The organism is Pseudonocardia xishanensis (genome assembly GCF_039541715.1).
Classification (GTDB): Bacteria; Actinomycetota; Actinomycetes; order Mycobacteriales; family Pseudonocardiaceae; genus Pseudonocardia; species Pseudonocardia xishanensis.
This window is the reverse complement of the sequence record NZ_BAABGT010000024.1, coordinates 16,601-35,437: the sequence shown is the minus strand read 5'-3', so window position 1 is coordinate 35,437 and position 18,837 is coordinate 16,601. Positions and strand designations below refer to the sequence as shown.

Genomic DNA, 18,837 nt, shown 5'->3' with positions numbered 1-18,837 from the left:
GGCCCGTGGGGAGCGGGTCGAGTCCCGGTCACGTGGGGAGCGGACCGGGTCGTGCTGCTGATCGGCGCTGATCAGGCCATGTCGAACTGTTCGGTGTGGATGTGGTCGTCGGGTACGCCCATCGCGGTCAGGGCGCCGAGCACGTCGTCGACCATCGACGGCGGCCCGCAGAGGAAGTAGTCCAGGCGCTGGGCGATGTCGACGGTCGCCAGCACGGTCTGCAGCAGCGCGACGTCGATCTCGCCGGTCGCCCCGGTCCAGCTCGCCGAGGGGCGCCGGAGCACCTCGGTGACCTCGAGGTCGAGGTAGCGGCGCAGCATCGCGAGCTCGTCGCGGAACAGCAGGTCGCCGGTGTCCCTGGCGACGTAGACCAGCCGGTGGGGCCGCTGGTCGCCCCGGTCGGCGGCGGTCCGGAGCATGGACATCATGGGGGTGATGCCCACGCCGGCGGCGATCAGGACCAGGCCCTCGGTGGGGACGGCGTCACAGGTGAACGAGCCGTAGGGGCCGTCGACCCACACCGACTCGCCGGGCCGCAGGTCCCGCACGGACGACGCGAAGTCGCCGGAGCCGCGGATCGTGAACTCGGTGTGCAGCGGGTCGTGCGCGCTGCTGGCGATGGTGAAGGGGTGCTCCTCCACCGCCGAGCGCTGCAGCCGCACCCAGGCGAACTGCCCGGGGGAGAACCGCAGGCCCTCGGCGCGCTCGCGGGGGGCGAGCACCATCGTCGTGACGGTCGGGTTCTCCGCACGGACGTGCTGGATGACGAACTCGCCGCCACGGTCGAGCACCGAGCGGCCCCACCAGCGCATCACGAACACCGCCACGACGAGCAGGCCCAGCCCGGCCAGGATCGGCCCCATGACGGCGTCGGTCACCATCTGCTTGAGCCACAGCACGTGCAGGGCGGAGCCGCCGAGCACGAGCACCGCGAGGAACAGGTGCAGCCAGCGCCAGACCTCGTAGCGCGCCTTGATCCGCCTGCGCTCGAGCGCGAGCACGAGCAGCAGCGCCAGCGCGACGGAGGCGCCGACGGCGGCCCTGGCCCGCGCGGGGGCCGTCGGGACCATGAGCAGGGCCACCTGGGCGGGGTTCGCCGCGACCACGGCGGCCAGGTGCGCCGCGATCAGGACGGCGCAGAGGATGCCGAGCTGGCGGTGCAGCCCGACGACGGTCTCGATGCCGAACGCCCGGGTGAGCCCGCGCAGCCGCGAGGGGAGGGCCGCGGTGCAGACGAGCCCGGAGAGCGCGACGAGTCCGGTGACCGAGGAGAGCTGCTTCCACAGCCCCGCGGGCGCGGAGGTGGACAGGTACACGGCGGCGGGCCCCGCGAGCACCACGAGCAGCACCGCCACCCACACTGCGCGGGCGCCCGCATGGGATGCCCTGTCCGTCGTCCTGTCCACGGCGAGGGACGTTAAGGATGCGCCGCTCGCGGGGTATGGAAGCTGAAGAGTGTCGCCGGGCGACGGTGCCCGAGAGGGGACGAGCGGTCGCCTCAGCCCTCGAAATAGGGCTGAACGCCACTCAGATTGCTCCGATCGCCGAGCAACCTCTTCAGGTTCGCCACGCAACGGGGCCGAACGGTCGCAGGGCGCTGCCGCTCGCCGAACGTCCCGCCCCGCACGGCGCACGCCACACAGGCGGATCCGGCACGAGAGCACCCGCGAACCGGTGGACCGTTGCGAGGTGGCAGGGTCACACTTCGACAAGGGGAAACCTCGTCTCGGGAGAGGGAAACCTGGTCGCAACCTGAACGGTGCAGTGTCGAGGGTGTTTCGTGCCGCATACTCGAAGGTCACGGAACAGTCACGGCGGGGGAGGACTCGATGGCAGGACGTACGGGGCGCCCGAGGTGGCGCCTGCCCGTACTCCGCTGGCCGGTGGTGGGCGCGGTGGCGCTCGCGGTGGTCCTGGTCGCGGGCTGTGGCGCCCCCTCCTGGACCTACGTCACGAACTCGGGGGACCGCACCTATCTGAAGGTGCCGAACTCCTGGGCGCAGATCGACCCCGGCGAGCTGAAGAACCAGCTGGGCGTGGAGCCCGCGGCGGACTCGTCCAAGGGGGTGTGGATCGAGGCTTACGACTCCGCGGCCCAGCCGTCGCTCACCCACATCATCGGCGAGTCGGCGGAGTCCCCCGCGATCCTGGTGACGGTGCAGCCCATCCCGGAGGAGTCGCGCGGGCAGATCTCGTTGGACACCGTCCGGGACTTCATCTACCCGGTCTCGGAGTCCGCCCGGCAGTCGATGCAGCTCGGCGGCAGCGCGTCGGGCCTCACCGGCTTCACGCTGCTCGGGGACGAGGTGCTCACCCCGGGGGACGGGATCCGCGGCGTGCACTCGGTGTTCTCGTACCGGGTGAACAACGGTGAGCCGCAGATCTTCGACCAGACCGGTTATCTCAACGACGACGCGAGCAAGCTCTACCTGGCGCTCGCACGCTGTTCGGTGGACTGCTTCGAGAAGCGGCAGTCGGAGATCGACGACGTCGTCTCCTCGTTCACGGTTCGGGAGGGCCCATGACCATCAAGGACGGTGCTGTCGACGTTTCCGACGTCGCCGGCGCCCCGGTGCCCGAGGGTCCGCAGGTCCACGAGCCGCCACCGGAGAAGGTGGAGCCCAAGCGCAAGAAGATGTCGCTGTGGGACCGCGGCAAGATCCTGCTGCTGCTGGCCGTCGCGTTCTTCGTGATCGTCTGGTCGCAGGTGGCGGACAACCCCCTGATGACCTTCTCCGACGCACTGCGCATCGAGGTCGTCGACTCGCAGTGGCTGCTGTGGCTGGCCGGGATCGAGCTGCTGCGCCAGATCCACTTCCTCGTCTCCGAGAAGTGGTCGGGCTACCACGTCTTCTGGACGCAGAAGGTCTTCGGCGGCACCGACCGGATGGTCAAGCGGCGGTGGTCGGACTGGACGCGCTTCCGCGTCGCGCGGGCGATCAAGTGGGCCGCGCTCATCGTGCTGGTGGCGCTGGTGGCGGGCGCGGCGCTGGGCACCTCGCCCTTCCTCGCGATCTTCCAGGCGCCCGCGCTGATCTACCAGGCGCTGCCGTTCATCTTCCAGCTGGCCTTCGCGTTCTTCTTCGTCGCGTTCCAGTTCATCGGGCTGTTCTGGCTGCTCTCCCGGGGCGGCGTGGACACCTACTACCCGGACGACATCAAGACCCGCTTCTCGGACGTGTGGGGCCAGGACCACGTGGTCCAGCGCATCCGCGAGAACATCATGTTCCTCGAGAAGCCGGAGGAGATCGAGGCCAAGGGCGGCTACGTGCCCGGCGGCCTGCTGCTCTGGGGTCCCCCCGGCACCGGCAAGACGCTGATGGCCGAGGCCGTCGCGGGTGAGACCGGCAAGCCGTACGTCTTCGTGGACCCGGGCGCCTTCATCAACATGTTCATGGGCGTCGGGATCCTCAAGGTCAAGTCGCTGTTCCGGAAGCTGCGCAAGCTGTCGCTGCGCTACGGCGGCGTGATCGTCTTCTTCGACGAGGCGGACGCCCTGGGCAACCGCGGCACGCTGGCGGGCACCGCCCCCGGCGGGGCGCCGCGCGGGTTCACCCCGCCGCCCTTCCACGGCAGCGGGTGCCACGGGTTCTCGTACCTCTCCCGGGACACCCAGTCCCTGCTGTTCCGCAACTCCATGTCGGAGGCTCCCCCCGAGGAGACGCGGAGCCGCTTCATGATGGGCGGGATGCAGGGCGGCGGCGGGGGCGGCGGCACGCTGCAGGCGCTGCTGACCGAGCTGTCCGGGCTGAAGAAGCCCCGCGGCCTGCTGAACCGCTGGGGCCGTCGGGCGCTGGGCATGCGGCCGAAGGCGCCGCCCAAGTACCGGATCCTGGTCATGATGGCCACGAACATGCCGGAGTCGCTGGACGAGGCGCTGCTGCGGCCGGGCCGCATCGACCGGATCTACCGGGTCGGCTACCCGTCCAAGGCGGGGCGGATCATGACCTACAAGGGCTACCTGGACAAGGTGCCCCACGAGATCACGGACGAGAACCTCGAGAAGCTCGCCACGATCACGCCCTACGCCACCGGCGCCACGATCAAGGACCTGGTCAACGAGGCCCTGATCACCGCGATCCGGGACGGGCGCGAGGTCATCACCTACAAGGACCTCGTCCGGGCCAAGCAGCTCAAGGAGCTCGGCCCGCCCGAGGACGTCGAGTACATCGAGCGGGAGCGGCACGCCGTCGCCGTGCACGAGGGCTGCCACGCCGTGGTCGCGTTCCGGGTGCGCGAGCACATGGAGATCGACCTCGCGACGATCGAGAAGGGCAGCGACTACCTGGGCATGGTCGCGAGCATCCCGCCGGAGGACCAGTTCACCCGGTGGCGCTCGGAGTACGAGGCGGACATCCTCGTCTCGCTGGCCTCGCTCGCAGGTGAGCGGATGTTCTTCGACGGCGACTCCAGCTCCGGTGTGTCCGGCGACCTGGAGTCGGCCACGACCGTGGCCTCCTTCATGGAGGGCTTCTGGGGCATGGGCTCGACGGTCTCGTCCTACTCCTCGTCCCGACGGCTGGAGGTCGGTTCGCCCGGCGGCGGTCGCGGGAAGGACGGCAAGGACGGCAAGCCCGAGGAGGTGGTCCGGCGGGCGCTCGCCGACCGCATCGAGGACCACCTCGGCACGCTGCTGGAGCGGGCCGAGGACATCCTGAAGGAGAACCGCTCGTCGGTGCTCGCCATCGCGCACGCGCTGGAGACGCACAAGACGCTGACCGGTGAGGACGTCGAGGCGGTGCTGACCGGCCGCGAGGGCGTCACGATCGACGGCCGCATCTACGCCGACCCGGACTTCCTCTCCCAGCTCGAGGAGTACCACGCGGCCGCGGCGGGTGCGCACCGTGCGCACTCGCCCGTCCGGCTGGCGCTTCCCCCGATCGGCAACCGCGAGGAGGGCCACACGGCGGCGTCCACCCCGCCGCCGGTCGTCTGATCCCGACCCCAACCTCACGAACGGCACTTTTGTGCGGACCTACCGCACAAAAGTGCCGTTCGTGCGTTTCAGGGCAGCGCCTCCCCTGAGCCCCGCGCGCATGTCCCGCGAGTCCCTCACTTCTGACGCGCGAGTCGGACAGACGTCAGGGGACGAGGATGGCTCTGCCTCGCACCCGGCCGTTGTCCAGGTCGTCGATCGCCTGCTGGAAGTCGTCCAGGGCGTAGCGCTGGGTGTGGAGGGTGACCAGGCCGCGGGCGGCCATCGCCATCAGGTCGCACAGGTCGTTGTAGCTGCCGACCAGGTTGCCCACGATGGTCTTCTCGGCGGAGATCAGGTCGATCGTCGGGACGTCGATGTTCTCCCCGTACCCGACGACGTGGTAGTCCCCGGCAGGCTTCGTCATGGCCAGGCCCTCGGCGGTGCTGCCGCCCTCGCCCACGAAGTCGAGCACGACCTCGGCCCCGCCGAGGGCGAGCACCGAGTCCACGTGCCCGCCGTCCGCGACGATCCCCAGATCCGCGCCGACGGACTCGGCCAGCTTCACCGCCTCCGGGTTGCGGTCCAGCACGACGATCCGCGCCGCCGTGGACGCCCTGAGCACCTGGATCCCGATGTGTCCCAGGCCGCCCGCGCCGATCACCACGCAGGTGTCGCGCGGGCCGAGACGCCGGGCCGCCTTGGCCGCCGCGTGGTAGGCGGTGAGTCCGGCGTCGGCGAGGGCGGCGACGTCCGCGGGCTCCAGCGCGTCGTCCAGCTTGACGACGCTGCGGGCGGAGGTGCGCAGGTACTCGGCGTACCCGCCGTTCGTGTCGATGCCGGGGAACTGCGACTGCGTGCAGTGCACGTCGTCACCGGAGCGGCAGGCGCGGCACAGCCCGCACGTGACCAGCGGATGCACGATGACTTTGTCGCCCTCACGGACGTTCGTGACCGCGGACCCGACCGCCGCGACCCGGCCCGCGTTCTCGTGGCCGATCGTGTAGGGCAGCGTGACCTGCGACTTCTCCGCCCACTGCCCCTCGAGGATGTGCAGGTCGGTGCGGCACACCCCCGCGCCGCCGATCTTCACGATCACGTCGTACGGCTCGACGACGGTCGGCTGCGCGACGTCCGTCATCTCCAGGTTCCGGTGGTACCCGACCACCTGCACGGCCTTCACGAGACGTGTTCCTCCAAGTCGTAGCGGGTGGCCAGCAGGCCACGGCAGAAGTGGGCGTTGCCCTCGATCGAGATCCGGGTGGAGCGGGCGAGCCGGAGCTGCAGCGGCAGGTCCACCGTCGCGTGGGAGCTGCCGGTGTGGTTCACGAAGACGGGCAGCGCGTCGGCGTTGCGCAGCCCGATCGCGGCGCGCCTGCGCAACAGGGCGCGGGTGGCGTCGTCGTCCGGCAGGTCGCCGATCGTGACCCGACCGAGGTCCGCGACCGACGAGCCGGCACGCACGAGCCGGGTCAGCACCCGTTCCATCGCGGCGGTGTGCGCCTTGCGCTGGAAGGTCAGGCGCAGCGCGGAGAGGTCCTCCTCGGCCTCGTGGCCGAAGGTCCCCCGGTACCCGGCGTCCGCGGCCAGCCCGCGGTTGATGAGGTCCGAGTCGTGGTGGTCGTCGAGCTCGACGGTGACCCGCCGGGTCCACGGCAGCGCGACCAGCACGTCCTTCGCGTCGCTCGCCATCAGGTAGGCGAAGTTCGGCGCGCAGAAACTGGTCGGCAGCCGCAGGTGCACGACGACGTCGGCCCCGACGACGTCGAGCGACCGGACGAACTTCAGGTCGGTGATCGGCTCGTCCAGCTCCGGGTCCACGACGGCGTCGAGCGCGGCCCAGGCCTCGTCGGTGCGCGCGGTGACGGCGCGGCGGTCGTCGGTCACGGTCATCACGCCACCGCCACGGCCTGCGGCTCCTCGCGGGGCAGCTGCAGGTGCGGCGGGACCGGGATGTCGTACATCGCGGCGGCGTTGAGGCCGAGGATCTTCTGCTTCTGGGCGGTGGTGAGCGGCGCGTACTCGGCCAGCTCCTCCGGGATCTGGAAGTCGACGAACCTCTCGACCAGCCAGCGCGGGGTCCAGAGGGCGTAGTCGCTGGAGAACTGGATCCGGTCCTCGCCGATCCAGTACAGGAGCTCGCCGATGATCTGGGCGAAGTACTTCGGCCGGGTGTGGATGAACGGGATCGCGACCGCGAGCCCGGCGTGCACGTTCGGCTCCTGGGTGGCGATCCAGCAGAAGTCCTCGAGCCTCGGCAGACCGCAGTGCTCGACCACGAAGTTGAGCTCGGTGAAGTCGGTCGCGACCTTGTCGACGTCCGCGACGTCGAACGCGTCTCGGTCCAGCGGGCGGATCGTCGGGCCCTTGTGGATGTGGATGTTCTTGATGCCCAGCTCCTGCGCCGCCTCGAGGTAGCGGTAGGACCAGGGGTCGTCGAGCTTCCAGCCGCGGGAGTCGCCGTGCCACTCGGCGGTGTAGAGCTTGCAGCCCTTGAGGTCGAAGCGCTTCGCGTCCTCGCGCAGCTGCTTCAGCCCCTGCTCGCCGAAGCGCGGGTCCCAGCAGTGGTTGTAGGTCAGCTTGTCCGGGTGGGCCTTCGCGAGCGCGGACGCCTCCTCGGTCTGCCCGAACCCGTTGACGTAGAACTCGCCCAGCGCGGCGGGCTGGAAGATCGCGTGGTCGACGTGGCCGACCTCGAACAGGTCGTGCATCAGCCGCTCGCCGCCCTGGTAGAGGTACTCCTCGTAGGGCCAGACCTCGGACTCCGGGCTGAGGTTGCGGTGGTAGTCGTAGAAGCAGTCGATGAACTGCTTGCCGTGGATGTTGCGCTGGTTCTCCGGCCGCGCGTCCCACAGCGCGATGTGGGCGTCGACGATGAAGTAGTCCTGGCCGTCCTTCGAGTACACCGTTGTTCTCCTTCTCGGTCGGTAGCCGCGACGGTAGGCAGCGCGGGGCGCCGGAAGGGGCCGGACGAGTCTCATCGTGAGACGTGCACGAGGTCGCCGCGACGCCGCGCTGTGTCAGAGTGGGTTCCGGTGAAGCGCTCGAGGAGGTGCGCAGGTGGAGGTCCAGCGAAGCGTCGCCGCGACCCCGCGGCTGTCCGCGTCCTGGCGGCGCAGCGAGGACTACGGGATCCCGCTGGACGCGGTGAACCCCGCCTTCTCCGGCGGCGTGGACGACGGCTCGCTGTTCTACGACTGCGGCCAGGAGGTGCTCCGCGGCTTGCGGGACACCCTGTCGAACGAGCCGGTCAGCATGATGCTGACCGACGCCGCTGGCCTCGTCCTCAGCCGGGTCTGCGACGAGAAGTCCCTGGTCAGCGCGCTGGACAAGACCTACCTCGCCCCGGGTTTCGCGTTCTCGGAGCGCGAGGCGGGCACCAACGGGCTGGGCCTCGCGCTCGCCGACCGCGCGCCCTCGCTCGTGCGCGGCGAGGAGCACTACTGCACCGGACTCTGGGGCTACACCTGTGCCGCCGCGCCGGTGATGGACCCCGTCCACGGGCGGCTGCTCGGCAGCGTCAACCTCACGACCTGGTCGGACAAGTCGGACGGCCTGCTGCTCGCCCTGGCCCGGACGGCCGCGGGCCACACGTCCACCCTGATGCTCGCCCGCAGCCGCGGGGCGGAGCCGCGACCCACGCCGAAGGGTGAGGTCTTCCGCGTCTTCTCCGCCTCGCGGGACGCGCCCCCGGCGCCGGACCTCGGCGAGACCTGGGGCGCCGCGCTCGCCGAGGTCGTCGCGGCGCTGCGCGCGGGCCGGACGGTCGGGGTGGTCGGGGAGGCCGGGGTCGGGAAGACCGCGCTGCTGGCCGCCGCTCTGCGCCTGGTTCGCCGCGACCACCGGATCCTCAACGCCCGCCCGCCGGACCCGCGGGACGCGGAGTCCTGGCTCGCGCTCTGGACCCCGGAGCTGGCCAAGGACCGGACCAGCGTGATCGTCGGCGGGGCGGACACGCTCCCGTTGTGGGCGGCGTCGGAGCTGGCCACGATCGTCACCGCCGCCCGGGGGGCCTCGCTGGCGGTGACGGCGTCGGACGCCGGGGGGATCCCGCGGCCGCTGGCCACCCTGCTGGACGTCGTGGTGGAGCTCCCGCCGCTGCGCCGCCGCCCGGACGACGTCCTCCCGCTCGCCGAGCACTTCGGCCGCGCCGCGCGAGGGCGCGAGGTGCGGTTCACACCCGCCGCGGCCCGCGCCCTGCGCACCTTCGCCTGGCCGGGGAACGCCGAGCAGCTCCGACGCGTGGTCCGCGACGCGGTGACCAGGGGAGACGTGGTCGACGCCAAGCACCTCGCCCCCGAGGTCCTGTGCGGCTCGAGCCGCACCCTGACCCGGATCGAGACCCTGGAGCGGGACGAGATCGCCCGCGTCCTGGCCGAGCCCGGGATCACGGTCACCCGGGCCGCGAAGAGCCTGGGGATGAGCCGGGCCACGATCTACCGCAAGATCACCCAGTACGGGATCCGTCCCGAGTAGGTCCGGACCGCACGTTTCGTGCTCGCAGCGCGGCATGATCAGCGTCTGCGTGCGCTCAGCGCGGGACGGACCGCGCTGCGGGCACCGGGCTGCGACGCGGCTGGTCTCCGTCGCGCTCGTCACGCCGCGGTGGCCTGGTCGTGGTGGGCCGACTGGAGGACATCGCCCGGACCTTCGCGGTGCTGGACGTCCGGCGGCTGGGACCGGGGTCCTAGGCTGGATCGGTGAGCGAGGACGAGGCCGGCGCGACCGAGTGGGCGGTGCCCGGCCTGGTGGGGGTGGGGCCGTGGGCAGGCCCGCGCCCGTCGGACCCGCGCTACGACCCGGACCTGCTCGACCAGGGGGACCGGCGCAACGTCGTCGACGCCTACCGCTACTGGCGACGCGAGGCGGTGGTCGCCGACCTCGCGACGCGGGCCCATCCCTTCCACGTCGCGATCGAGAACTTCGGACACGACCACAACATCGGCACCGTGGTCCGCACGGCCAACGCCTTCGCCGCCGCGGCCGTGCACATCGTGGGCAGGCGGCGGTGGAACCGGCGCGGGGCGATGGTGACCGACCGCTACCAGTCCCTGCACCACCACGAGTCCGTCTCCGGGCTGCTCGCGTTCGCTCGCGACCGGGGGCTCGCGATCGTGGCCGTGGACAACACCGAGGGCTCTCGGCGGCTGGAGGCCGCCGAGCTCCCCCGGGACTGCGTGCTGCTGTTCGGCCAGGAGGGCCCCGGCCTCACGCCCGCGGCGCGCGCGGCCGCCGACCTGCTCGTCTCGATCGCCCAGTTCGGCTCCACCCGCTCGATCAACGCCGGGGTGGCGGCCGGGATCACGATGCACACGTGGATCCGGCAGCACGCCGACCTGACACGAGCCTGGTGATCAGGGCACGAGACCGCCGACGGGGCCGGAGAGGGCGCTCTTGACCGCGCGGCTGACGTCGTCCGCCAGCAGCTCCTCCTCGCCCGCCTCCAGCGCGTCGAGGATCTGCCCGGCCACCACGGCCGCGGACAGCTTCGGTGCGGTGATGCCCGCCGTCATGTCCGTGTCCATGTACCCCACGTGCACGCCCAGGACCTGGGTCTCCCGCAGCTCCGCGCGGGCGGTGTTGGTGAACGACCACGCCGCCGCCTTCGACGCCGCGTACGCCCCGCTGGTCGGTGCGGCCAGCCAGGAGAGCACCGACAGGATGTTCACCACGGCCCCGCCGCCGTTGCGGGCGAGCACCGGGGCGAACGCCCGCAGGACGTGGACCGGCCCGAACACGTTCGTCTCGAACTCGGCGCGGGCCGCGTCGAGGTCCGCGGTGAGCAGTGAGCCCGCCCCCGCCCGCCCGGCGTTGTTGATCACCAGGTCGACGTCCGGGAGGTCCTCGGCGGTCTCGGCGAGCACCGCCGGATCGGTGACGTCCAGCGCCACGGGGACGAGCCGCGCGTCCGCGACCGAGCCGGGATCCCGGACGCCGGCGTAGACGGTCTTGGCGCCGCGCTCCAGCAGCTGTGCGGCGAGCTCGCGGCCCAGCCCGCGGTTGGCCCCGGTGACCAGCGCGACGCTGCCTGCGATCTGCATGTCAGAGCCTCTCGATGATCGTGGCGTTGGCGGTCCCGCCCGCCTCGCACATGGTCTGCAGGCCGTAGCTGCCGCCGGTCCGCTCGAGGACACCGAGCAGCGTGGTGGCCAGCCGGGCGCCGCTGGCGCCGAGCGGGTGCCCGATCGCGATCGCGCCGCCGTCGACGTTGACCTTCGCCGGGTCGGCGCCGGTCTCCGCGATCCAGGCGAGCACGACGGGTGCGAACGCCTCGTTGACCTCGAAGGCGTCGATGTCGTCGATGCTCAGGCCCGCCCTGGCCAGCACCTTCGCCGTGGCCGGGATGATGCCGGTCAGCATGAGGATCGGGTCGTCGCCGACCACGGTGGTGGTGTGGATGCGCGCCCGCGGCCGCCACCCGTGCTGCGCCGCGGTCTCGCTGCTGGTGACCAGCAGGGCCGCGGAGCCGTCGTTGATCGGTGAGGAGTTGCCCGCGGTGATCTTCCAGTCGATGTCGCCGAAGCGGTCGGTCCAGCGCCCGTCGGCGAACGCGGGCCGGAGCCCGGCGAGGGTCTCGACGGTGGTGCCGGGCCGGATCGTCTCGTCCCGCTCCAGCTGGGCGACGGTGCCGTCGGCGCGGGTGACCTTGAGCGGGGCCACCTGGCCCGCGAAGAAGCCCTGCTCCCACGCGGCGGCGGCGCGCTGGTGGCTGGTCGCCGAGAACTCGTCCAGCTGTGCGCGGGAGAGCCCCCACTTCCGCGCGATGAGCTCGGCGCTGACGCCCTGCGGGATGAGCCCGCCGGGGTAGATCCGCGGGATCGCCGGGCCCGCGACGTCCTGGCGCACGCCGTCGACCAGCGCGGAGCTGCCGATCGGGACGTGGCTCATCGACTCGACGCCGGAGGCGACCACGATGTCGTACTCGCCCGCGACCACGCCGTGCGCGGCGAAGGACAGCGCCTGCTGGCTGCTGCCGCACTGCCGGTCGACGGTCACCCCGGGCACGGACTCCGGCAGGCCCGCGGTGATCGCCGCGAACCGGGTGGTGTTGCCGCTCTGCTCCCCGACCTGCCCGACGACGCCGCCGATCACGTCGTCGATCTCGTGGGGCCGCAGCCCCGGCACCCGCTCGACCACGCTCCGGATGGCATGGGCGTGCAGCTCCACCGGGTGCACCTCGGAGTACGCCCCACCGGGCTTGCCCTTGCCGACCGGAGTCCGGACGGCCTCGACGATCACCGCGTCCCGCATCGCACTCTCCTCTGAGTTCTGCTTCGCAACCCAGTCTGCGTTGCTTTCGTGAACTCAGCAAGTGGCATCGGTCACCCGCATCGCCGACCACCAGCGCATCCGGTCGGCGGCGGCCGGTCAGTCGCAGAGCACGCAGCCCGCGTCCGGTCCCTCCGCCGCCCGATAACCCTCCTCCGGCACGACCAGCAGCGCCTCGACGGGCGCGCCGCCGGGCACCCGGTAGACCCGGTCCGCCTGTCGCAGCCAGGGCTCCGGATCGGGGAACTCCAGCACGCTGACCACCCCGTCCGGCACGCCGACGGTGTCCCCCGGCCCGAGCCGCCCCCCGATCCGCACGTACTCGCCGAGCCGGTTGAGCAGCCGGGCCGCGGTGGCCTGACCCACGGCGAAGACGATCAGCTCCGGATGGTCGAAGCCGGTCAGCCCGATGGTGTGGACGAAGGGCGGGCCCTCCTCGCCGCCCAGCACGGCCTGCAGCGCCCACCCGTGCCGACGGATGGTCTCGCGCTGCCAGGTCTCGTACTGCTCGCGCCGGTGGAGGGAGGGGATGTCGGGGTTCATGAGGGGGACGGTAGGGGCGACCACCGACAGGAATCTGACACCATCGGCCGCGATGAGCAGTCTGTGGGCAACTCGTGCGGCGGCGGCCGAGGAGGCCGTTCGGAGCCGGTACCTGCACCGCGTCGGCGGAGCGGTGCCTGCCACCCGGATCGGCCGGATCCGCAGCCCCCGGTCCGGCGCGCCGCGCGCCCGGGCGCGGGCCCTGATCGGCCCGTGGCACTACTGGTGGCAGGCGCACCTGCTGGACTGCCTGGTCGACGCCCAGCTCCGCGCCCCCGACCCGCGCCGGGCCGCCGCCATCGCCGGGATGGTCCGCGGCGTGCGGCTGCGCAACCTCGGCCGCTGGACGAACGACTACTACGACGACATCGCCTGGTTCGGGCTCGCCGTGCACCGGGCCGGGCCGCGCACGCGGTCGGGTCCCCGCGCGGTCGCCGCGATCACCGCCAGACTCCGCGCCGGGCACACGTCAGACCTCGGCGGCGGGATCCACTGGCGTCGGGGGGACGACTTCAAGAACGCCCCCGCGAACGGCCCGGCGGCGATCCTGCTGGCCCGCACCGGGGCGGTCGAGCTCGCCGCGGGGATCACGGACTGGCTGGCGGACACCCTGGTCGACCCCGACACCGGGCTGGTCATCGACGGGGTCCGGCCGACAGCGGACGGCGTGCAGCGCGCGACCACCACTTACACGTACTGCCAGGGCGTGTACCTGGGGGCCTGCGTCGAGCTGGCGCAGCGGACGGGAGACGGCCGCTGGCGCGAGCGTGCGGAGGCGGTGCTCGTCGCGACGGCCCGGCACCTCGCCGAGCCGGACGGCGTCGTCGGCGGCTACGACGACGGTGGCGACGGCGGCCTGTTCAACGGCATCCTCGCCCGCTACCTCGCCGACGCCGCCGCCCGCGTGCCGGACCTACCCCATGCCCGCGACCTGGTCCTGGCCAGCGCGGAGGCGGTGTGGGCGCACCGCGCGGACACCCCGCACGGCCCCTTCTTCGCCCACGACTGGCGCAGGGCCGCCCGCGAGCCGGGCCCCGAGGCGCCGGAGGGCGACCTCTCCGTGCAGCTCAGTGCGTGGATGCTGCTGGAGGCGGCTGCTCGCCTGAGCTAGTGCCCGTCGCGTCGACCTCGTCCACCGGCTTGCGGATCTCCTGCACGTAGCGGACGGCCCCGTAGATCGTGCCGACCACGAAGAACCCGACCGAGGCCACGACGGCGACGTCCTTCACCCACGGGATCCGGTCCAGCAGCCCCGCGCCGTAGAAGCCGAGCAGGACGAGCGCGGGCACCCAGATCACGGCGCCGACCAGGTTGGCCAGCACGAACTTCCGGTTGTCCATGCGTGCGGCGCCCGCGATCAGCGGGGCGAGCGTGCGCACCCAGGGCACCCAGCGCGCCACGACGATCGACCAGAAGCCCCAGCGGTCCAGGAAGACGCCGGCGCGGTCCAGGTTCTCCCTGCTGAGGATCCGCCCGCCCTTGCGCAGCTTCAGCCTGGCGCCGGTGAACCGGCCGACGAGGTACCCGACCTGGTTGCCCGCCACCGCGAGCAGGACGGCGACGCCGGAGAGCAGCCACGCGGACAGCTCGTGGTCGTGCGCGGCCAGCACGACCCCCGCGGCGAGCAGGAGCGAGTCCCCGGGCAGGAACAGCCCGATCACGAAGGCGCACTCCAGGAACACGAACGCCAACACCACCACCCAGACCGTGGCGGGCCCCGCCGACCCGAGCGGGTCGAAGGCGAGCAGCGTCTCGTGCACTAGTACCGGTGCGGCGGGCGCTGGTCCGGACGGATCACCGGCAGCTGCACGGTGGCGTCGGGGTCGACGGCGTGCTCGGCGGCGGGCTTGTGCTTCCGTGCCCGGAGGACCTCGACGACGATCGGCAGCACCGAGATCAGCACGATCAGGATCAGCATCAGCTCGATGTTGTTCTTCACGACGTCGAACTGGCCGAGGAAGTAGCCGAGGACCGTGACACCCGCGGCCCAGGCCACGCCGCCGATCAGCGAGTAGGTGAAGTACCGCTTCGGCTCCATCCGGCCGACCCCGGCCATCACCGTGATGAAGGTGCGCACGATGGGCACGAAGCGGGCCATCACGATGGCGCGGTTGCCGTACTTGTCGAAGAACCCCTGTGTCTTCGCCACGTGCTCCGGCTTGAACACCTTGCTCTTCGGTTTGTCGAAGATCGCGGGTCCGGCGGTGCGGCCGATCCAGTAGCCCACCACGTTCCCGACGAAGGCCGCCGCCACCAGGATCAGGCAGACCAGCCACAGCGGGGTCTTGATCGCGCCGGAGGCGACGAACAGCCCCGCGGTGAACAGCAGCGAGTCACCGGGCAGGAAGAAGCCCAGCAGGAGCCCGCACTCCGCGAAGATGATCGCGGCGAGCCCGAGCAGCGCCCACGGGCCCAGCCACTCGATGATCACATCGGGCTTGAGCCATTCGGGACCGAGAGCCAACTGGACCGTCACGGGGGTCAACGGTACCGGGCCGACCTGTGGCTCCCGTCAGCCGACCGTGGGTAACACCCCTGGGGCGAGCAACGACACCAGCGCGATCCCCACCCCCAACAGCACCCCCGCCAGCAGCGCGACGGCCAGGGCGAGCGCGATCTGCCGCTGCAGCGCCGCGCGGGGACCACCGAGCGGGGGACGCGGCGCGGGGTGCAGGGCGGCCTCCCGCCCGCGGGCGGACGCCTGCGCGCGCAGCGCCTGGGCCAGCTGGTCCTCCGGGGTCACGGGGTCATCGTCTCACCGGCCGCCGGAGCGTTCGGCCATGACCCGGGCGACGGTGTCCAGCGCGCGGCTCGCCGTCGACTTCACCGTGCCGCGGGTGATGCCCGCGGCCTCGGCGATCTCCGCCTCGGAGAGCCCGCCGTAGTAGCGCAGCACCAGGACCTCGCGCTGGCGCGGCGGCAGCGTCCCCAGCGCGTCGACGACGGCCTGGTGCTCGGCCGAGAGCATCGCCAGCGACTCGGCGGACCGGGCGTTGACCTGGTGCGGGGCGACGTACTCGCGCGCGGTCCGACGCCGCCGCAACACCGACCTCGACCCGTTCACCACGGCCGTGCGCAGGTACCCGACGGCGGCGGCCTCGTCCCGCAGCCCCGTCCAGTGGCGGTGCAGCCCGGTGAAGGCCTCCTGGACGACGTCCTCCGCGGTGGCGGGCTCGTCCACCAGCAGCACGGCCAGCCGGACCAGCCGCATCCGGTGGTCCCGGTAGAGATCGGCCAGCGTGAGCGGGCCGCCCGCCGGGGGCGGGGCCTCGACGGCGGGGTCCGGCCGCGAGTCGATCCGCCGCAGCCGGCTCAGCGTCCGGTCGACCGTCTGTTCGGCCGGACTGTCGTACCCGCCGGTGTCCCCTGCTGCCCCCACGGGCCCAGGATAGTGAAGGGTGACTGACGTCCCCGTACGAGTCGCGCCTGGTGGGCGATACTGGCGGGCGACACCCGGCGGACCGAAGAGGAGTAGCGCGCAATGCCGATCGCTTCCCCCGAGATCTACAACGAGATGCTCGACAAGGCCAAGAGCGGTGAGTACGCCTACCCGGCCATCAACGTGACCAGCTCGGAGACGCTGCACGCGGCCCTGCGCGGTTTCGCGGAGGCGGGCAGCGACGGCATCGTCCAGGTCTCGACGGGTGGCGCCGAGTTCCTGTCGGGCACCCGGGTCAAGAACATGGTCACCGGGTCCGTCGCGTTGGCCGAGTTCGCCCACGCCGTCGCGGACTCCTACCCGGTCAACATCGCGCTGCACACCGACCACTGCCCCAAGGACAAGCTGGACGGCTTCGTCCGCCCGCTGATCGCGATCAGCCGGGAGCGCGTGGCCAAGGGCGGGAACCCGCTGTTCCAGTCGCACATGTGGGACGGGTCCGCCGTCGACCTCGAGGAGAACCTCAAGATCGCGGCCGAGCTGCTGGACGAGGCGGCCAAGGCGAAGATCATCCTCGAGGTGGAGATCGGCGTCGTCGGCGGCGAGGAGGACGGCGTCGCGCACGACATCAACGAGAAGCTCTACACCGCTCCGGGCGACTACGAGCGCACCGTCGAGGCCCTCGGCGCCGGGGAGAAGGGCCGGTACCTGCTGGCCGCGACCTTCGGCAACGTGCACGGCGTCTACAAGCCGGGCAACGTCAAGCTCCGCCCGGAGATCCTGAAGCAGGGCCAGGAGGTCGCGATCGCCAAGCTCGGCCTCGCGGCGGACGCCAAGCCGTTCGACCTGGTCTTCCACGGCGGCTCGGGCTCGCTGCTCTCGGAGATCCACGAGGCGCTGACCTACGGCGTGGTGAAGATGAACGTCGACACCGACACCCAGTACGCCTTCACCCGGCCGATCGCCGCGCACATGTTCCAGAACTACGACGGCGTGCTGAAGGTGGACGGCGAGGTCGGCAACAAGAAGACCTACGACCCGCGCGTCTACATGAAGAAGGCCGAGGTCGCGATGTCCGAGCGGGTCATCGAGGCCTGCGAGTCGCTCAAGTCCGCGGGCAAGTCGCTGGCCGGCTGACGTGCTCCGGGAGCCGACGGGGAGGATGGCCGCATGAGTGTCCACGGCAACCTGCTGGGTCCCGAGCCCACCCGCCTCCCCGTCGATCCCGCCGTGGCCGCGCTGGCCGCGGGCGAGGACCCTGCGGACGTCGCTGCGGCCAACCCGACGTCGTCCCTGGCCTGGGCCACCCTCGCCGAGAACGCGCTGGCGGAGAAGCACACGGTCGCGGCCTACGCCTACGCCCGCACCGGCTACCACCGCGGGCTGGACCTGCTGCGCAAGAACGGGTGGAAGGGCTTCGGCCCGATCCCGTGGGCGCACGAGCCGAACCAGGGCGTGCTGCGCGCGCTCGGGGCGCTCTACCGCGCGGCGGACGCGATCGGCGAGACGGACGAGGTCGAGCGGCTCCGCGGCTTCATCACCGACTCCGACCCGGCCGCCGCGGCCGCGCTCGGGGTCTCCTGATCCGGTGACGGTCGCCGCGCGCGCCCGCGCCCGGCTGGAGCTGGGCGGGCGACGGCTCCGCCTGTCCGCCCTGCCGATCGTGCAGTGCGGGCTGGCCGCCGGGATCGCCTGGTTCGTCGCCGCGGACCTGGTGGGGCACGCCCGGCCGTTCTTCGCCCCGATCGCGGCGGTGATCAGCCTCGGGGTGTCGCTGGGCTCGCGGCTGCGGCGGGCCGGTGAGCTGGTCGTCGGGGTGAGCCTCGGCGTGCTGGTGGGGGACCTGCTGATCTCCTGGATCGGCACCGGGGTCTGGCAGATCGCGCTGGTCGTGGCCCTCGCGGTCGCCGCGGCCGTGTTCGCGGACGGCGGCACCCTGATCGTGGCGCAGGCGGGCGCCTCCGCCGTGCTGGTCGCGACCCTGCTCCCGCCCGGGGACACCGGCGGGATCGACCGCTGCGTCGACGCGTTGATCGGCGGGACCGTGGGCGTGCTGGTGGTGGCGCTGCTGCCGTCGCACCCCCTGGGGCCGGTGCAGCGCCAGGCCCGCCAGGCGCTCGACGAGCTGGCCGGGGTCCTCTTCGGCGTGGCGGACGCGCTGCGCTCGCGGGACGAGGCGGCCGCCAGTGCCGCGTTGTCCCGTGCCCGGCGCAGCCAACCCCTGGTCGACGAGCTGCGCGCCGCCCTGCGCTCCGGGCGGGAGGTCACGACCGTCGCCCCGCTGCGCCGCCCGCACCGCGCCGAGCTCACCCGCTTCTCCGAGCTCGCCGAGCGGGTCGACTACGCCTTCCGCAACACCCGCGTGCTCGCCCGCCGCGCCCTCGCCGCTCTGCAGGACGACGAACCCGCGGTCGAGGCCCTGCCGGACGCCGTCGCGCTGCTCGCCACCGCGGTCCGCAAGCTGGCCGAGGAGGTCCGCGGAGGTGACCGGGAGGCCGCCCGAGCCCCCATCCTGCAGCTGGTGTCGGACGCCCCGATCCTCGACGACGCGGGCGACCTCGGCATGTCCGAACAGGTCATGATCGCCCAGCTCCGTTCGATCGCCATCGACCTCCTCCAAGCCACCGGCCTCACCCGCCGCGAAGCAGTAGCCGCCTTCCGCGCCGAACTCTGACCCCACGCCACCGCGAGACCGCGAGTCCGACTCCCCCGCCCGCGAGTCGGACACCCC

19 protein-coding genes are annotated in these 18,837 nt (G+C 72.2%); 8 read left to right on the top strand and 11 right to left on the bottom strand.

Annotation, left to right across the window (positions count from 1 at the left end):
• Nucleotides 1-71 precede the first annotated feature (71 nt).
• Nucleotides 72-1,406, bottom strand: coding sequence for a ferredoxin reductase family protein (locus ABD993_RS07560; RefSeq protein WP_345414111.1), 1,335 nt, complete (start codon nucleotides 1,404-1,406; stop codon nucleotides 72-74).
• A gap of 423 nt (nucleotides 1,407-1,829) precedes the next feature.
• Here ABD993_RS07560 and ABD993_RS07555 point away from each other — a divergent pair, with 423 nt between their 5' ends.
• Complete coding sequence (locus ABD993_RS07555) at nucleotides 1,830-2,525, top strand: hypothetical protein (protein ID WP_345414109.1); 696 nt, start codon at nucleotides 1,830-1,832, stop codon at nucleotides 2,523-2,525.
• On the top strand, nucleotides 2,522-4,936 hold the full coding sequence (locus ABD993_RS07550) for an AAA family ATPase (protein WP_345414107.1): 2,415 nt from the start codon (nucleotides 2,522-2,524) through the stop codon (nucleotides 4,934-4,936). The genes ABD993_RS07555 and ABD993_RS07550 overlap by 4 nt, the downstream gene beginning before the upstream one ends.
• A 145-nt stretch (nucleotides 4,937-5,081) precedes the next feature.
• On the opposite strand, the gene ABD993_RS07545 is transcribed toward ABD993_RS07550, so the two are convergent.
• From ABD993_RS07545 to ABD993_RS07535, 3 genes are read right to left on the bottom strand one after another with little or no spacing between them, the layout of a single operon-like run.
• The gene (locus tag ABD993_RS07545) at nucleotides 5,082-6,098 is read right to left on the bottom strand and encodes an NAD(P)-dependent alcohol dehydrogenase (RefSeq protein WP_345414105.1); all 1,017 of its coding nucleotides are present in this window, start codon (nucleotides 6,096-6,098) and stop codon (nucleotides 5,082-5,084) included.
• A complete protein-coding gene (locus ABD993_RS07540) occupies nucleotides 6,095-6,808 on the bottom strand; it encodes an iron-sulfur cluster assembly protein (protein WP_345414103.1) in 714 nt (237 codons plus the stop codon). Before ABD993_RS07540 ends, ABD993_RS07545 begins: the two co-directional genes overlap by 4 nt.
• Entirely contained in the window at nucleotides 6,808-7,821 is a 1,014-nt protein-coding gene (locus ABD993_RS07535; protein WP_345414101.1) for an amidohydrolase family protein, read from the bottom strand. Before ABD993_RS07535 ends, ABD993_RS07540 begins: the two co-directional genes overlap by 1 nt.
• A 154-nt stretch (nucleotides 7,822-7,975) precedes the next feature.
• Between ABD993_RS07535 and ABD993_RS07530 the strand changes: the two genes are divergently transcribed.
• Together ABD993_RS07530 and ABD993_RS07525 are read left to right on the top strand one after the other, a co-directional pair.
• Nucleotides 7,976-9,391 (top strand): AAA-type ATPase lid domain-containing protein, encoded by a 1,416-nt coding sequence (locus ABD993_RS07530; RefSeq protein ID WP_345414099.1) that lies wholly within the window; start codon nucleotides 7,976-7,978, stop codon nucleotides 9,389-9,391.
• A 224-nt stretch (nucleotides 9,392-9,615) separates the two neighbouring features.
• Nucleotides 9,616-10,269 carry a TrmH family RNA methyltransferase gene (locus ABD993_RS07525; RefSeq protein WP_345414097.1) on the top strand — a complete coding sequence of 218 codons (654 nt, stop codon included), beginning with the start codon at nucleotides 9,616-9,618 and terminating at the stop codon, nucleotides 10,267-10,269.
• Here ABD993_RS07525 and ABD993_RS07520 read toward each other — a convergent pair whose 3' ends face one another.
• From ABD993_RS07520 to ABD993_RS07510, 3 genes are all read right to left on the bottom strand, one after another.
• Nucleotides 10,270-10,956 (bottom strand): SDR family oxidoreductase, encoded by a 687-nt coding sequence (locus ABD993_RS07520; protein ID WP_345414095.1) that lies wholly within the window; start codon nucleotides 10,954-10,956, stop codon nucleotides 10,270-10,272.
• Nucleotide 10,957: 1 nt separating this feature from the next.
• Nucleotides 10,958-12,166 (bottom strand): thiolase family protein, encoded by a 1,209-nt coding sequence (locus tag ABD993_RS07515; RefSeq protein WP_345414093.1) that lies wholly within the window; start codon nucleotides 12,164-12,166, stop codon nucleotides 10,958-10,960.
• A 117-nt stretch (nucleotides 12,167-12,283) separates the two neighbouring features.
• Nucleotides 12,284-12,727: a DUF4262 domain-containing protein gene (locus ABD993_RS07510; RefSeq protein WP_345414092.1), complete on the bottom strand. Its 444-nt coding sequence runs from the start codon at nucleotides 12,725-12,727 to the stop codon at nucleotides 12,284-12,286.
• Between the two features lie 52 nt (nucleotides 12,728-12,779).
• Between ABD993_RS07510 and ABD993_RS07505 the strand changes: the two genes are divergently transcribed.
• Nucleotides 12,780-13,838: a glycoside hydrolase family 76 protein gene (locus tag ABD993_RS07505; RefSeq protein WP_345414090.1), complete on the top strand. Its 1,059-nt coding sequence runs from the start codon at nucleotides 12,780-12,782 to the stop codon at nucleotides 13,836-13,838.
• Here the strand turns inward: ABD993_RS07505 and ABD993_RS07500 are convergent.
• From ABD993_RS07500 to ABD993_RS07485, 4 genes are read right to left on the bottom strand one after another with little or no spacing between them, the layout of a single operon-like run.
• Nucleotides 13,795-14,487, bottom strand: coding sequence for a DedA family protein (locus ABD993_RS07500; RefSeq protein ID WP_345414089.1), 693 nt, complete (start codon nucleotides 14,485-14,487; stop codon nucleotides 13,795-13,797). The two genes, ABD993_RS07505 and ABD993_RS07500, sit on opposite strands and share 44 nt — an antisense overlap.
• Nucleotides 14,487-15,212 (bottom strand): DedA family protein, encoded by a 726-nt coding sequence (locus tag ABD993_RS07495; RefSeq protein WP_425568912.1) that lies wholly within the window; start codon nucleotides 15,210-15,212, stop codon nucleotides 14,487-14,489. Before ABD993_RS07495 ends, ABD993_RS07500 begins: the two co-directional genes overlap by 1 nt.
• A 27-nt stretch (nucleotides 15,213-15,239) precedes the next feature.
• Nucleotides 15,240-15,470, bottom strand: coding sequence for a hypothetical protein (locus ABD993_RS07490; protein WP_345414086.1), 231 nt, complete (start codon nucleotides 15,468-15,470; stop codon nucleotides 15,240-15,242).
• Between the two features lie 12 nt (nucleotides 15,471-15,482).
• Nucleotides 15,483-16,106: an RNA polymerase sigma factor gene (locus tag ABD993_RS07485; RefSeq protein WP_345414084.1), complete on the bottom strand. Its 624-nt coding sequence runs from the start codon at nucleotides 16,104-16,106 to the stop codon at nucleotides 15,483-15,485.
• A gap of 102 nt (nucleotides 16,107-16,208) precedes the next feature.
• Here ABD993_RS07485 and fbaA point away from each other — a divergent pair, with 102 nt between their 5' ends.
• Genes fbaA through ABD993_RS07470 form a run of 3 tightly spaced genes read left to right on the top strand, consistent with a single transcriptional unit; the run spans nucleotide 16,209 to nucleotide 18,780 of the window.
• Complete coding sequence (gene fbaA, locus ABD993_RS07480) at nucleotides 16,209-17,243, top strand: class II fructose-bisphosphate aldolase (protein ID WP_345414082.1); 1,035 nt, start codon at nucleotides 16,209-16,211, stop codon at nucleotides 17,241-17,243.
• A gap of 33 nt (nucleotides 17,244-17,276) precedes the next feature.
• Nucleotides 17,277-17,690, top strand: coding sequence for a DUF3151 domain-containing protein (locus ABD993_RS07475; protein WP_345414080.1), 414 nt, complete (start codon nucleotides 17,277-17,279; stop codon nucleotides 17,688-17,690).
• A gap of 4 nt (nucleotides 17,691-17,694) precedes the next feature.
• Nucleotides 17,695-18,780: an FUSC family protein gene (locus tag ABD993_RS07470; protein WP_345414078.1), complete on the top strand. Its 1,086-nt coding sequence runs from the start codon at nucleotides 17,695-17,697 to the stop codon at nucleotides 18,778-18,780.
• Nucleotides 18,781-18,837: the final 57 nt, after the last annotated feature.

Bases quoted from the DNA above. Each gene is read 5' to 3' on its own strand.
- ABD993_RS07555 (WP_345414109.1), top strand. From the start codon at position 1,830: ATGGCAGGACGTACGGGGCGCCCGAGGTGGCGCCTGCCCGTACTCCGC.
- ABD993_RS07550 (WP_345414107.1), top strand. From the start codon at position 2,522: ATGACCATCAAGGACGGTGCTGTCGACGTTTCCGACGTCGCCGGCGCC.
- ABD993_RS07540 (WP_345414103.1), bottom strand. From the start codon at position 6,808: ATGACCGTGACCGACGACCGCCGCGCCGTCACCGCGCGCACCGACGAG.
- ABD993_RS07520 (WP_345414095.1), bottom strand. From the start codon at position 10,956: ATGCAGATCGCAGGCAGCGTCGCGCTGGTCACCGGGGCCAACCGCGGG.
- ABD993_RS07515 (WP_345414093.1), bottom strand. From the start codon at position 12,166: ATGCGGGACGCGGTGATCGTCGAGGCCGTCCGGACTCCGGTCGGCAAG.
- ABD993_RS07510 (WP_345414092.1), bottom strand. From the start codon at position 12,727: ATGAACCCCGACATCCCCTCCCTCCACCGGCGCGAGCAGTACGAGACC.
- ABD993_RS07505 (WP_345414090.1), top strand. From the start codon at position 12,780: ATGAGCAGTCTGTGGGCAACTCGTGCGGCGGCGGCCGAGGAGGCCGTT.
- fbaA (WP_345414082.1), top strand. From the start codon at position 16,209: ATGCCGATCGCTTCCCCCGAGATCTACAACGAGATGCTCGACAAGGCC.
- ABD993_RS07475 (WP_345414080.1), top strand. From the start codon at position 17,277: ATGAGTGTCCACGGCAACCTGCTGGGTCCCGAGCCCACCCGCCTCCCC.